At 60.1% G+C, this 13550-nt stretch carries 10 protein-coding genes; 2 read left to right on the top strand and 8 right to left on the bottom strand.

The window, feature by feature from the left end:
- Nucleotides 1-137 precede the first annotated feature (137 nt).
- Nucleotides 138-2429: a ribonucleotide-diphosphate reductase subunit beta gene (locus ACILSR_RS05455; RefSeq protein ID WP_395748718.1), complete on the top strand. Its 2292-nt coding sequence runs from the start codon at nt 138-140 to the stop codon at nt 2427-2429.
- 217 nt (nt 2430-2646) lie between these two features.
- Here ACILSR_RS05455 and ligA read toward each other — a convergent pair whose 3' ends face one another.
- Genes ligA through ACILSR_RS05440 form a run of 3 tightly spaced genes read right to left on the bottom strand, consistent with a single transcriptional unit; the run spans nt 2647 to nt 7071 of the window.
- On the bottom strand, nt 2647-4632 hold the full coding sequence (gene ligA, locus ACILSR_RS05450) for an NAD-dependent DNA ligase LigA (RefSeq protein ID WP_395748717.1): 1986 nt from the start codon (nt 4630-4632) through the stop codon (nt 2647-2649).
- A gap of 49 nt (nt 4633-4681) precedes the next feature.
- On the bottom strand, nt 4682-6304 hold the full coding sequence (locus ACILSR_RS05445; RefSeq protein ID WP_395748716.1) for a hypothetical protein: 1623 nt from the start codon (nt 6302-6304) through the stop codon (nt 4682-4684).
- On the bottom strand, nt 6301-7071 hold the full coding sequence (locus tag ACILSR_RS05440) for an ABC transporter ATP-binding protein (RefSeq protein ID WP_395748715.1): 771 nt from the start codon (nt 7069-7071) through the stop codon (nt 6301-6303). Before ACILSR_RS05440 ends, ACILSR_RS05445 begins: the two co-directional genes overlap by 4 nt.
- Before the next feature lie 137 nt (nt 7072-7208).
- Here ACILSR_RS05440 and ACILSR_RS05435 point away from each other — a divergent pair, with 137 nt between their 5' ends.
- Nucleotides 7209-9551 carry a secretin N-terminal domain-containing protein gene (locus ACILSR_RS05435; protein WP_395748714.1) on the top strand — a complete coding sequence of 781 codons (2343 nt, stop codon included), beginning with the start codon at nt 7209-7211 and terminating at the stop codon, nt 9549-9551.
- Between the two features lie 469 nt (nt 9552-10020).
- On the opposite strand, the gene ACILSR_RS05430 is transcribed toward ACILSR_RS05435, so the two are convergent.
- From ACILSR_RS05430 to ACILSR_RS05410, 5 genes are read right to left on the bottom strand one after another with little or no spacing between them, the layout of a single operon-like run.
- Nucleotides 10021-10851: a VacJ family lipoprotein gene (locus ACILSR_RS05430; RefSeq protein ID WP_395748713.1), complete on the bottom strand. Its 831-nt coding sequence runs from the start codon at nt 10849-10851 to the stop codon at nt 10021-10023.
- Entirely contained in the window at nt 10848-11411 is a 564-nt protein-coding gene (locus ACILSR_RS05425; RefSeq protein WP_395748712.1) for a phospholipid-binding protein MlaC, read from the bottom strand. The genes ACILSR_RS05430 and ACILSR_RS05425 overlap by 4 nt, the downstream gene beginning before the upstream one ends.
- Nucleotides 11408-11887, bottom strand: coding sequence for an outer membrane lipid asymmetry maintenance protein MlaD (mlaD, locus tag ACILSR_RS05420; protein ID WP_395748711.1), 480 nt, complete (start codon nt 11885-11887; stop codon nt 11408-11410). Before mlaD ends, ACILSR_RS05425 begins: the two co-directional genes overlap by 4 nt.
- Complete coding sequence (locus ACILSR_RS05415; RefSeq protein ID WP_395748710.1) at nt 11884-12690, bottom strand: ABC transporter ATP-binding protein; 807 nt, start codon at nt 12688-12690, stop codon at nt 11884-11886. The genes mlaD and ACILSR_RS05415 overlap by 4 nt, the downstream gene beginning before the upstream one ends.
- Nucleotides 12691-12692: 2 nt before the next feature.
- The gene (locus ACILSR_RS05410; protein ID WP_395748709.1) at nt 12693-13469 is read right to left on the bottom strand and encodes an MlaE family ABC transporter permease; all 777 of its coding nucleotides are present in this window, start codon (nt 13467-13469) and stop codon (nt 12693-12695) included.
- Between the last annotated feature and the right edge of the window lie 81 nt (nt 13470-13550).

Genomic DNA, 13550 nt, shown 5'->3' with positions numbered 1-13550 from the left:
CCGTAAATTCGTTCAATTCCAACGAATTGCGTCTTTAGGCCGCCTTTACGAACCGCAATAAAACACCATATATTGACAGAATAGTTATTCACATACCATATATTGTATCCAACCACCTTTCTCCACTTAAGGACTCCATGGACAAAATCTACCCCATCAGAAAATACGATTTCACCCTCATGCAGCAGAAGGCCGAGGAGGCGCTAGCGGGTAAACGAGTCATCAATGGCATCCCGTTTGCGGGCTTTGATCTGTTTCCGGTGAAGTATGAGTGGGCATTTGAAAAGTACGCCGCCATGATGGCCAATCATTGGGAGCCGGAGGACATCCAGATGCAAAAGGATGTGGAGCAATGGCGCTCCGAGCAGATCACCCCCAATGAGCGCTGGATCATCATGATGGGCATTGGCTATTTCAGCGCTGCCGAGGGCATCGTCGGGGACAACATCCAGCACGTGGTGCGGGATCTTGTTTCAGCGCCCGAACTGGAGCTCGTGCTGGGTCGCCATGCGCATGAAGAGAACATCCATGCCGACAGCCTACTCTACATGATCTCTTCTCTGGGCATCGATCCCCATGAGTGCGAGGCGATGTTTGAGCAGATCCCCTCGATTGTGAATAAGAACGAGTTCGTGACCCGGCATTCGAACAACCTGCGCAGCGACCTCGATCTCAGCTCCATCGCAGGCAAGCAGTTGCTGGCCAAAAATATGTTTGTCTTCGGCCAGTGCATGGAGGGCACGCAGTTCTACGGACTGTTTGGCATGATCCTCAGCCTCTATCGTCAGGGCAAGTTCCCCGGCATCGGGCAGATGTTCCGCTACACGCTGCGGGACGAGTCGAACCACATCGAAGTCTTCCGCCACCTTTTCCTGGACTTACTGCGGGAGAATCCGGAGATCTGCACCGCCGCCTTCCGGGATGAGCTGGTGCAAATCATGCGTGAGGGAGTGGCACTGGAAAAAGAGTTCATCCGCGACTGCCTGCCGGTCAATGCGGTGGGCCTGACGATGGCGGAGTTTGAGCGCTACACTGATTTCATTGCCGACCGCCGTCTGCGCGGCTGCGGCCTGCCAGAACTTCATCCCGGCATTCAAGATCCGTTGCCTTGGTTGGATGAAGTCATCTTCATGCGCAAGGAGCAGAACTTCTTTGAGGGAAAAGTCACCGACTACCAAAAAGTCGCCGGCTTCATCTCAGAAATCTTCCAAACCGATGCGACCTCTGAACGCGAGAGCTATGCCGAGTTGCAGCAACTCTGGCCAGCCATCACGAATCCAACCACGCCAGCTCCAGAGCCCGTGAAACAGAACCCTGCCGCTACGGTGTATCAGGGTGAGCCGACCATCCGCACCACTTCGGAGAAAACCACCTGCCAGATCGGCAACCGTGTGTTCCTGCTCGACAAGGCAAAGGCGAAACTCGCGTTTTCAGCCAAGCGCGTGGTCAACGGTCGTGAGACGATGACCTTCAATCTGCTGCCGCTCAAATACCCCTGGGCCTATGAACTCCACAAGCAGATGAAAGCCGATCACTGGGGGCCGCTGAGTCCGGACATCCAGATGCAGACGGACATTGAACAATGGCATGCGGCCGATCTAAGTGCAGGCGAACGTTCGACTCTCCAACTGGCCATCGGCTGGATGGCAACGTCCCGCAAAATGGCCGGCGGGGAACTGCAGCACGTGGTGCGCACGCTGGTGACCGCGCCAGAACTCAAACTAGTCCTCGGGCGTGAAACGCATGACGACAACATCCGCATCGAAGCCCTGGTCCACGCCGCACACACCCTCGGCGTGAACATCCATGAGTGTGAGGCGCTGTGCCTGACCTCGCCTTTGATCGCCCGGAAGGAGGTCTTTGCCACCAGGCACACCAGCGGTCTCCAGCGTGGCCTGGATCTTACCCAGCCTGAAAACCTGAAACTGATGGCCCGCAGCCTGTTCGTGTTCGGTCAGTGCATGAAGGGCCTCCAGTTCTTCGGCCTGTTTGGCTCCATCATGAGCCTCCAGCTTCACAACCGGTTTCCTGGCTTCCGCCAGATTCTCTCAAACCTTCTGAAGGACGAGGCCCACTACACCGAGTTCTTCCGCCAGCTCTTCCTGGACCTGCTGGATGAGAATCCTGCGATCAACGACTCCGCTTTCCGGGAAGAACTCCTCGGCATCATGCTGGAAGCGGTAGCTCTGGAAAAAGACCTGATTCGTCAGGGCCTGCCCATGAAAGCACTGGGCCTGAAGATCGAGGACTATGAAAGCTTCATCGACCATACCGCCAATTGCCGGCTCAGAGGCTGTGGCCTGCCCATGCTCACTCCAGACACAAAGAACCCGCTGCCCTGGCTGCCAGAGCCCATGCACCTGAAAGAGACAACCGCCCTCAGCGCGAGCAGCGGCTACCTGAAGCCCTGTGAAGACGACGATTTTTAATATCATCACACGAAATGAACCAAGAACCACTCACACCAGCACCCCAGACGGAACCTGCACAACCCCAGACTCCAGCTGCCCCAACGAGGCTCGCCGACGATATTGACTTCAGTGACGTTCAGCTCGGCACCCGCCAGCAAGATGCTATTCAAGGCATCGTCTGTGAAGGGGGCTGCGAATGAGGTGGGCGAAGGGATCAAGATGATCCCTCTCCTGTTCAGAGCATCGCCCGAAACTCCGCCTCGCTGACGATCTTCACTCCCAGCTTCGTCGCCTTGTCCAGCTTGCTGCCCGCATCTTCGCCAGCCAGCAGGTAGGTCGTCTTCCCACTCACACTACCGCTCACTTTGCCACCATTGGCGCGAATGGTGTCAGCAATCGTTTCGCGGTCCTCGCTCAAGGTGCCGGTGATGACCCAGGTGGTGCCGTTGAGCTTGTCTGACGCGGCGGTGACAGCTTTCTGCGTGAAGTTAAGACCCGCCGCGCGGAGACGATCCAGCAACGCGATGTTGTGCTCCTCACGGAACCAGGCGTGGATGCTGACCGCTACGATTTCCCCAATGTCCGGACACTGGACCAGCTCTTCCACACTCGCTTTGGCGATGGCTTCGATGCCGCTGAAATGCTCGATGAGCTTGCGCGCACCACCTGCGCCGACATGCAGAATGCCGAGGCCAAAGACGAGACGCCACGGGTCCTGCTGCTTGCTGGCGGCGATTGCTTTGAGGTAATTGTCGATGCTCTTGGTTCCCACACGCTCCAGCCGTGCCAGTGACAGTTCATTGAGATCATAGAGATCGGCGACGTCTTTGACGAGCTTGAGCTCCACCAGCTGCGCGATGACCGATTCTCCCAGCCCGCTGATGTCCATGGCGGCACGGCTGACAAAATGCTCGATGCGGCGCTTCACCACTTCCGGGCAGTGCGGATTCGGACAGCGGATGACCACCTGCTCCTCGTCCTTCGAAACAGCCGTCCCGCACACCGGGCAATGCGTGGGGACTGGCACTGGGACCTCAGTACCCTTGCGCAGCTCCTTTTTCACGGAAACAACCGCGGGAATGATCTCGCCGGCTTTTTCGATGATGACGGTATCTCCCACACGGATGTCCTTGCGCTCGATTTCTTCGTAGTTGTGCAGCGTGGCATTGCTCACTGTGCTGCCGCTTACCAGCACGGGCTCCAGACGCGCCACAGGCGTCAGGGCACCGGTGCGGCCCACCTGGATGTCGATGGCGGTGATCTTCGTTTCCGCCTGCTCCGGCTGGTATTTGTAGGCGATGGCCCAGCGCGGTGCTTTGCTGGTCACGCCGAGTTCGCGCTGATCGGCGAAGCTGTTCACCTTGATCACTGCACCGTCCGTTTCATAGGGCAGCGACTTGCGTTTTTCATCCAGTTCGCGGATCGCCTGCAGCAGGCCCTCAGCGCTGTCCGCATGCCAGATGAGGTCCGCCTTGCGCAGACCAGCGGCATCCAGCAGAGCATACACATCCGTCTGCGATTCCACATGGCTGGCCTCCGCCAGACCGTAGAAGACGATGTCGAGCGGGCGCCTGGCCACGATCTTCGGATCCAGCAGCTTCAGGGTGCCGGCGGTGGAATTGCGCGGATTGGCAAACAGCGCCTCGCCTGCTTCTTCACGCTCCTGATTGAGCTTCGCAAAGCCCGCCTTCGTCATGAAAACTTCACCACGCACCTCAAAGGTCTGCTGCCCATCTTTCGGCAGGCGCAGTGGCAGGCGCTTGATGGTCTTGAGATTGTTCGTCACATCGTCGCCAGTCTGTCCATCGCCGCGCGTCGCACCGTATTTCAGCATGCCGTTTTCGTAGCGGATCGTGATGGCCACACCATCGACTTTCGGCTCGATGACGCAGTCAATCCTCTCGCGTCCCAGGCCTTTCTGCACACGGGCAAAGAACGCGCTGAGCTCCTCCTCGGAGTAGGTGTTGTCCAGGCTCATCATGCGCACGGTGTGCGTGATCTGGGAGAAACCTTCCAGCGGAGCACCGCCCACCCGCTGCGTCGGCGAGTCCGCGGTCAGCAGATCTGGAAATGTCTTTTCAATGTCCTGCAGCTCACGCAGCAGCGCATCGAACTGCTGGTCGCTGATTTCAGGCTTCGCCTCCGTGTAGTAGAGGCGGTTGTGGCGGTGAAGTTCGGCACTGAGAAAGGCGGCGCGGCTGGCAGCTTCGGCGTGGGTCATGGCTGGCGCCTTGCATAGCTGCAAAGCGGCGCAAGGAAACGAAAAAACATCACTCCCGCTGCGCCACCCACGGGGTCTTGCTCATGAGGTGCTTCATCAGGATGCCGGCTCCGATCATCAGAACGGCTTCGGCGACCAGAAAAATGGGGAAATGGCCCGTGTGCCACATGAAGCTCGAAAGCCCGCCGACGATGCCTGCGGCGATCATGGAGACCGCCATCAGCAGGCAGCCGCCAGCGCTGTTTCTGATGTCTTCGGAGGGTTTGGAAAATGGCAGCCACTGGCCGGTGAGTCCGCTCAAAAGGGAGAAGGCGGGCAGAAACAGCACTGCAGGGAGGCTGAGCACCAGTGGCGTGAAGGAGCGCTGCAGGCCGCAGACGAGCGCGGTTTGCAGGATCAGCACCGGAAAGCTCAGGCAGCAGAGCACCGCCTTGCGCGAGCCATGAAACAGCGGTGTCCAGTGCCGAAGGGGCGCCACATGGAAAAAAGCGGCCGCACGCCACTGCTCCGAGCAGCCGAGAAACATCATGGCCTGCAAAGAGACCATGCCGAGAAAGCACGTGGCGAAGCCCTGCGCCATCATCGCCATCCCGGCGCGGTCTCCGCCGCCGGAGAAAAGCACCACCAGCGGCATGATGAGCATGGGCGCCACGCCGGGGTAGAGACGCAGTTTGACCTCCCGGTCACGAAACAGATAGGCGGTGGTGAGCTTGAATGCCTCCCGCTCCACCGGGTCTCGCAGCCACCAGCGCAGCAGCGGCAGCTTCACGAACGCCGCCAGCCACACGCCGCGCGGTTTGGTGCGGTCTTTGGTGGTGCCGGCTGCCTCGTTCAGATTCATGAGCCCCTGGCCATAGGCTCCCCCCAGTTTCTCCAGCGCCAGCCAGCTGGTGACGACCGTGACGATCACCGCGAGCGCCGCGGGCAGCGCAAGTGTGCCGGCATTCTGCGTGCTGCCCCCCAGCAGGGCGTCCAGCGCGCCAAACCACACCGGCGGCAGCGCCAGCATCCAGCTGCTGAAATGGTCAAGGTTCTTGAGCGCCTCCATCTGCATCAGACGCGGCATGATCTGCCCTCCCATGACCATCGCCACAGTGAGCACCGACTGCAGGGTGGCGAGGAGGTTGTCCAGGCGCTCGCGACCGAACCATTTCAGGCAGGCATTGTACACCAGCACAATACTGGCGGCGGAAAACAGCATGAGCAGTGCCGTCGAAAGCAGATGCGCCGGGACAAAGCGCCACGTGGCCCCTTTGCACCACGCTCCCGCAACCAGCCCCGCGAGATTCAGCGACAGCGCGAGGAGGAATGCAAAGCCCGCCAGCACCCAGCACTTGGCACGGAGCATCTGCTGCGGAGTGACGGGCCGGTGCAGCAGGATCTCCGCCTCCTCCTTCATGAAGAGCATCGTGCCCGCGCTGGAGGCCAGCGTGAGGGAGGCAAACATCATCGTCAGACTGTGCAGGCTCACGGCAAACACAAAGCTGTTCGCGAACTGCGCCAGGAATGCAGGCGCAAGGCCGAACAGCGAATACACCACCATGGTGATACCCAGCCCCATCTTCCGGCGCGCCTGACTCTCACCCGCCTGCTGCGCGGCACGTCCGCGAAAGAGCAGCTTCCAGAAAAGACTGCGCAGGACCTTCGCAGGCGGCGGAGCGGCGGCACTCATGAGAGCATGTTTTTGGCAAAGGATTCCGCACGCGCCTCCAGCCCGCTGAGTCCGGTGAGCCGGGTGAAGAGCTGCTCCAGAGTGTCGGCCCCGTGCTGCTGCTGCAGTTCCTCCGGCGAGCCTTCTACCAGCAGCCTGCCCTGCGCCATGATGGCCACGCTGTCGCACACACGCTCCACGACGTCGAGCACATGGGAGCTGTAAACGATCGTTTTACCCTCACGCGCCAGGGTCTCCAGCAGTGCCTTGAAGCCCACGGCGGCATTGGCGTCCAGCCCGTCGAGCGGTTCATCAAGCAGCACCACCTTGGGGTTGTGCAGCAGGGCCGCGGTGATCACGACCTTGCGCCGCATGCCTTTGGAGTAGGCCCCCAGCAGCTTGGTCGTGAGAGTTTGCTCATCCAGCTCAAAGAAATCCAGAAACTGCCGGATGCGCGGCCGCGCCTCGTCCTCTTGAATGCCATACAGCGCCCCGATCATGAGAAGGAATTCGAGTCCGGTGAGGGATTCATAGACCGCGCCCGAGTCGGGCACAAAACCGAGCAGCCGCTTGGCCTCGATGGGATGGGTGGCGATGTCCACCCCGCAGATCTGGGCGGAGCCAGCATCCGGCTGCAGCATGCCAGTGATCATTTTGAGGGTGGTGGTCTTCCCTGCCCCGTTCGGCCCCAGCAGTCCCACGATCTTACCCGGCGGCACCTCCCAGGTCAGATGATCGACGGCAATTTGAGCGCCGAAAAGCTTCGTAAGACCGCGAATGGAGATCATGACCCGGATCTTCCATGCGGTCCGAGAGCTTGCAAGCCGGCAATCCGGCAGGCCAAAAAGCATGAATTTTAATAGATATTAACTAAAACCCTTGCCGCTAAGGTTAAATTCAATATACTGAGTGTAATTTCAATAATATGTCGCAATTCCCTTCCCAGCTTCCAACGCGGTTGCGTTTTGCCGTGTTGTTGGTGTTCTTGATTCTCGGCCTCAAGCAGGCCTCCAAGGCTCAGGCACCCGCCCTGGCCCCCAACCTCCCTCCTCCTGCGGCGCAGGGGAGCACAGGCACCTACGTGCCGGTGGGTGAGGGTGCGACCGTTAAACTCAATTTCCCCACGGTTCCCATCCAGGCCATCATCCCCGTTTACACCCAGCTGACGGGGAAAAAACTCATCCTCGACTCCGCCCTGGGCAGCGAGCCGCTGCATCTCAGCTGCCCGCAGCTGCTCACCAAGAAGGACGCCATCGCCTTCATCGAAGCCACCCTGCTGCTGAACAATTTCGTCATCATCCATATCGATGCCACCACCGCGAAGCTGATCAATCAATCCACTGGTAAAAACGCCACCGCCGATGGCTTGAAGGTGTACAATTCCCTGCGCGACCTCCCGCTGAACGAGGAAATCTGCCACTACGTGCTGCCGCTGCAATACGTCTCCGCAGACGAAGCCTCCAAGGCGTTTCAGCAGGTCATCAAGCTGCATGCCTATGGAGCCATGACCGGTGTCTCCAACGACACGGCCCTCATCATCACGGAGAACAGCGCCACCATCCGCAGCATCTGCGAGATCGCCCAGATCATCGATGTTCCTCCCACGGAGACGGCCAATGAAATGATCAAGCTGGAGCGCTCCGATGTGGAACTCGTGTCCGAGATCATCAACGAGATCTTTGAGCAGCAGGAGAAGTCCAAGAGCACGGCCTCGGCGCCCGCGCCTGCCGCGCTGCCAAACGCCGCCACACGCCCCGGCGTTCCCGCAGTGCAGGCAGTCAGCCAGGCAAACAATGCCAGCACCGCCGGAACCAATCCGGCCGCAGCACGCGTCAAAGTCTTCGCCTACCGCCGCACGAACGAACTGCTGGTGATCGGCCGCCCGGTGGACATCGCCTACATCAAGGGATTGGTGCAGAAACTCGACAAGCAGGATGACGGCACCAACTTCCTCAAGCGCCGCCTCAGATATCTGGCCGTCCAGGATTTTCTGCCCGTGGCCTACGACGCCCTGGCGAAGGACACCGACATTCAGTCCGGTGAAAGCGGCGCCGCCAGCGGTGGCGGCGGTGGTCGTCGCAGGTCCCGGTCGTCCAATGCCTCTTCAGACGCCGGCAGTGACAACGGCAATGCCAGCAACATGGGCAACAGCACGGCTTTCAACACGAACGCCAATTTCGGCGGCTTCAACTCCAGCGGAAACTTCGGCAACAACAACAACTCGGACCGCAGCATGCTGGACAACCCCGAAGAAGTGGGCGCGCCGGAATCCATGGTGGTGGGAAAAACGCTCCTCATCGCGGATCCTCAGTCCAACAGCCTCGTGGTTTCAGGATCCCCCGAACACATCGCCCGCATCGACCAGCTGCTGAAGGAAATGGATGTGCGCCCGCAGCAGATCTACATCTCAGCCATCATCGGCCAGCTCAGCCTCGGCAAGAACTTCAACTACGGCTTCGATTTCCTCAAGCTGCTCACGGATTTCAGCGTCAGCCGCACGGGCAGTGGCTCTACGACCACCGTCTCCGGAGGCACCACGACCACCTCGGCCTCAGGCATTGTGCAGTTCCCCGCCAAGTTCGGCCAGCTCAATCTCTACGGCCAGCTCGGCTCTCTGAGCAACTACATCAAAGTCATCGACACCAACAACAACTTCAAAGTGCTGGCCACGCCAAGCATCTACGCGAAGAATGCCGCCAAATCGGTGATCTCCTCAGGCCAGAGCATCGCCGTGCCGGCCAACATTCTCTCCAACGGCGGCTTCTCCGCCGGCGTCGCCAGCACACAGACCAGCGTGACCTACCGTGATGTCCTCCTCAAGCTGGAGGTGATCCCGCTGATCAACTCGGACAACGAAGTCACCCTGCACATCGCCCAGATCAATGACAACATCGTCGGGTCGCAGACCATTGGAAACAACACCGTCCCCACCATTGGCACCCAGAAGCTGGTCACGGAAGTCGCCGTGAAAAACGGTGCCACGGTGGTGCTGGGTGGTCTGATCACCGAGCGTGTGACCAAGAATAAAAACGGCGTCATTGGACTCAGCCGCATCCCCATTCTGGGCCAGTTTTTTGGCACCACGCAGAATCAAACCACCCGTGACGAACTGCTCATTTTCATCCAGCCCCACATCGTGCGTTCGGAAGACCCCCTGGATACTCCCAACAACATCGAAAGCGGTCGCAGCAAGATCTACGACGAGTCCATGCAGTTCGGCGCCCCCGGGCTGGAGAACATCCCCCGCGCTGTGCCGGTGCGGGAATAAGGCAGGCTCAGAAAATGGATCCGGGGTTCGTTTGCTTGCATTGAGTAGTCGCAGCATCTGGCTCGAAGGCTTACGCAAGACCGTCGCAAGCAATACCGACACCGAATCGGCGCCGTAGCGGAATCGGTGCCGCCTTCGGTTTCATCGCCGCTCTTTTGACGACGCTTGCTGTTGAGCATTTGCGCCTCCAGAACACCTGAATTCAAGTCGGCTTGAATGTGGCGTGGAGATCAACTCTGCCTTTACGCGCATCCAGGGAACAAGTTCAAAGCGTGTGGCCTGGGAAATGTACCTCGGTATTCCGATACCGTGTCGGCACCGTCGCGGTATCGGAATACCGCGCTACATTCCCGCGGGTCCGCGTTCGAAGTGCACGACAAGTCGCTGAGAATGACTCGGGAGACTGCAATGGCCAGGCGATCATAAAAATCACCTGGCTCAAACTCAGCTCACAAGCCCCTCAAACTTCTCACCTCTTCTCAACTTCAGCCCGGTTTTGGGCATACGCACTGCGGGCGGAGAGATACGGATCGACAGCGTCCTTGGTGATCGTGTCATACTTGTCCAGCTGCGTGGGCAGGGAACGCAGGGTGTTGGAGAACGGAGGCACGACGATCCAGTCATGCTTTGATCGGGAGCCATACCAGTACAAGTAGGGCCAGTTGACCGGGTTGAGAGCATAGTCTCCGGCCAGTCCCACAGTGTCGCGGAAGGTGCTTGGCCCAAGGAGAGGCAGCACGAGGTAGGGTCCGTTTGGAAAGCCCCACTTCGCCAAAGTCTGCGCCGTGTCTTCGTCCGGCAGATTGGCCAGTGCAGGGATGCGTTCAGCCGGCCGGAAGATGCCGCCGACGCCACCCACCGTGTTGACCACGAACTTGCCAGTCTCCTGCCCGGCACGCTTTAATTTGCCCTGCAGGGTGCAGTTCACGACACGAACCGGGTACTTCACGTTTTCAAACGCGTTGTCGATCCCCTTACGGACAGGCCTCGGCAGGATGAACTGATAGCCTTTTGAGATCGGGCGGAAAATGAAGGTGTAGAGCTGGTCATTCACCCAGAATGTTCCCCGGTTGAGCGGCTGCAGGGGGTCGGCAAGATCCGCCGCGGCATACTCATCTTTTTCGTCCTCGATCTTCTCCGGCCCCACTTTGTCCAGAGCCTTGCCCTTGGCCGTGACGGCGGTGGGCGCGGCTGCAGCAGAGGGCTTCGCGGAGTTCGTTTGCCCCGTGGTGCTGCAGTCGGTCAGCAGCGGAGAGGCTGCGAGCAGCAGCAGGCGGAGTGTGAGTGCGTGGTATTTCATTGGGGACGGGAGACAGATTGAGAAAGAGAGCTGATAACGGCGGTTGCTCCACCTTTTTTAAACTGGGCATCCAGCTGGGCGCGGTAGTTGGCGATCATGCTCACCCCTTCGATGACCACATCCGTGATGCGCATCTGCTCCATGCGATAGACGACGGTGTAGTTGCTGCCCTTGTAAACCATGCTGGTCGGCACCTCCACGCGATCCGCCGTGGCAACCGCCGCCTTGTAGGTGATGGCCGGGTGCTCTCCCGGAGTGAATTTGCTGCTGTAGCTGCGGATGACCAGCGTGGTAAAAAGCTGGGTGGCCTCCTGCTGCTGGGCGGGGGAGAACTGCCTCCAGCCTGGCCCCACGGCGCGGCGGGTCATCGTTTCAAAGCTCACGTACTTCTGCAGCACCGGACGCAGGGTGTTTGGCAGTGCGCTGCGGGTCGAGCGATCCGCCACGCCCAGCACTTCCGTCACTGCCGTTTGCAGACGGGCCTGCGCCTCCGCAACCTGTGCGGACGCGGCCAGCGGTGCCGCCAGCAGGAGGAGGGGAATCAAAAAACGAAGGGTCATGGGGCGGGAGGGGGGGCTTCTTTACCTTTTTCAACACTGCCAAAGGCCATCTTTCCTATCAACGATTCAAGATCCACGGAAGACTCAGTCATCGTGATGCGCGAACCTGCACTAAGGTAAGTTTCGTCTGCTCCCGGAGCAAGCGCTACATATTTATCGCCGATCAGCCCGGTTGTTTTGATCGAAGCCATGGTGTCCGTCGGCAGTTTCAGGCTGGACTGCACCCGCAGGGTCACCATCGCGCTGTAGTCGGTGCCGTCCACGCGGATGCTTTCCACCCGGCCCACCGGCACACCGGCCACCAGCACGCTGCTGCCGGTGTTCAGACCGCCCGCATTGGTGAAACGCGCCTCCATGACGTAAGTGTCACCGCCCACGATCACTCCCGCGCCCAGCTTGACCGTCAGATAAACGATGGCGGCGATCCCCATCAATACGAACAGCCCGACGTAGAGTTCCAGCTTGGATTGTTTCATGATTCTTCAGATTGGAGCGCCTCCCCCCGGCGCAAGGCAGCAAGTGTACGGCCAAGTGCCGCCGCGCTGTCGCGAAAATCACACACCACGGCGGCAGAGGAAGCGGAAAATTCAGCCGGGGTGCCTTCGAAGCACATCCGCCCCCTGTCAAGCAGCGCCACGCGATCGCTCGCGATCAGCGCCTCCGTCAGGTCATGGGTCACGACCAGAGCGGTAAATCCGAACTGCCGCTGATACTTGGCGATCATGGCAAACACCGCATTGCGCCGGAGCGGATCCAGACCGGCGGTGGGCTCGTCAAACAGCACAAGCTCCGGCCGGGTCACGATGGCCCGCGCCAGCGCCAGACGCTTCTGCATCCCGCCGGAGAGCTGGCTGGGGTAACGGTCCTGATGCGCCTCCAGCTCCAGCTGCCGCAGCGCTTCCAGGCTGCGCTCGCGGATCTCCTGGTCCTTCAGGTCAGTCGTCTGCTCCAGCGGCAGCGCCACGTTCTCCAGCGCCGTCAGGGAATCAAAAAGCGCATTGCTCTGAAACAGGAAGCTGCAACGTCGGCGGAAGTCGGCGCGGGCGCCCCCCTTCCCCGGTTCCAGCGGCCTGCCATCAAACAGAATCGTGCCCTCATCCGGACACTCGACATCCGCCAGGCACTTCAGCAGCACGGATTTTCCCGCACCACTGCGTCCCAGCACCGTGACGAGGCTTCCCTTCGGCACATCGAGGCTTGCGCCATCGAGCACGACGTTTCCGCCGAAGCGCTTGCTCAGGCCTTCGATGCGCAGCAGTGGGGTGGAATCAGCGCCCATGTTCAGACAAGGAAGGAGGTGATGACGTAGTCGGCGGCCAGCACCATGATGCTGGACTGCACCACAGCGCGCGTCGTGGAGGCGCTGACGGCCCGCGCTCCGGTGGCCGACTTGCAGCGGTGTGCATTGAAGCCATGGTACGCGCACAGTGCGATGGTCAGCAGCCCGAACGTGACCGCCTTGGTAAAGCATTCGTGCACATCCTGCGCCTTGACCGCGTGCTCCACGGACGACCAGTAAACCCCCGGCTCAAGGCCCAGCAGCAATGTGCCTGACAGGCTGCCGCCCAGCAAACCCACCATCACAAACAGCGCCGTCTGCATCGGATACACCACCAGGGCTGCCAGCAGACGCGGTGTCACCAGATAGGCATGACTGCTCACTCCCATGGTCTCCAGCGCGGCGATCTGCTCTGAGTTGCGCTGGATGCCCAGTTCCGCCGCCAAGGCCGAACCCGCCTGCCCCACCAGCATCAGCGCGGCCAGTGCAGGTCCCAGCTCCCGCACCAGGCTCAGGGACACCAGGGTGCCCAGCAGACTCTCAGACCCAAAACGATTCAGCACATAATATCCCTGCAGGCCCAGCACCAGTCCGGTGAACATTCCCACGATCAAGATCACCGGCAGGCAGCGCACTCCCTGCTCAAACCCCGCTCTCACGATGCGCTTTCCCAGCCGCCGCGCTCCGACGGCTGAGCGGAAAGACTGCCCGGTGAAAAGAGCAAAGTCCCCTAAATCATGAACGATGGAAAGTGTGAAACGTCCTACGGTGCGCAGCATGCGGTAGCAGTACCTTCACCCACGCACCGACCTTGCGCAATCACACAGCGCATCCCCCCGCAATTATTCTTGCCGGCTTCG

It is taken from the genome of Prosthecobacter sp. (assembly GCF_044222565.1).
Taxonomy (GTDB): Bacteria; Verrucomicrobiota; Verrucomicrobiia; order Verrucomicrobiales; family Verrucomicrobiaceae; genus Prosthecobacter.
This window is presented reverse-complemented; position numbering and strand designations above follow the sequence as displayed.

What these genes read in the sequence shown, in the direction of transcription:
- ACILSR_RS05415 (WP_395748710.1), bottom strand. Translation starts at nt 12,690, where the DNA reads ATGGGCGCTGATTCCACCCCACTGCTGCGCATCGAAGGCCTGAGCAAG.
- mlaD (WP_395748711.1), bottom strand. Translation starts at nt 11,887, where the DNA reads ATGAAACAATCCAAGCTGGAACTCTACGTCGGGCTGTTCGTATTGATG.
- ACILSR_RS05445 (WP_395748716.1), bottom strand. Translation starts at nt 6,304, where the DNA reads ATGAGTGCCGCCGCTCCGCCGCCTGCGAAGGTCCTGCGCAGTCTTTTC.
- ACILSR_RS05440 (WP_395748715.1), bottom strand. Translation starts at nt 7,071, where the DNA reads ATGATCTCCATTCGCGGTCTTACGAAGCTTTTCGGCGCTCAAATTGCC.
- ACILSR_RS05455 (WP_395748718.1), top strand. Translation starts at nt 138, where the DNA reads ATGGACAAAATCTACCCCATCAGAAAATACGATTTCACCCTCATGCAG.
- ACILSR_RS05425 (WP_395748712.1), bottom strand. Translation starts at nt 11,411, where the DNA reads ATGACCCTTCGTTTTTTGATTCCCCTCCTCCTGCTGGCGGCACCGCTG.
- ligA (WP_395748717.1), bottom strand. Translation starts at nt 4,632, where the DNA reads ATGACCCACGCCGAAGCTGCCAGCCGCGCCGCCTTTCTCAGTGCCGAA.
- ACILSR_RS05410 (WP_395748709.1), bottom strand. Translation starts at nt 13,469, where the DNA reads ATGCTGCGCACCGTAGGACGTTTCACACTTTCCATCGTTCATGATTTA.
- ACILSR_RS05430 (WP_395748713.1), bottom strand. Translation starts at nt 10,851, where the DNA reads ATGAAATACCACGCACTCACACTCCGCCTGCTGCTGCTCGCAGCCTCT.
- ACILSR_RS05435 (WP_395748714.1), top strand. Translation starts at nt 7,209, where the DNA reads ATGTCGCAATTCCCTTCCCAGCTTCCAACGCGGTTGCGTTTTGCCGTG.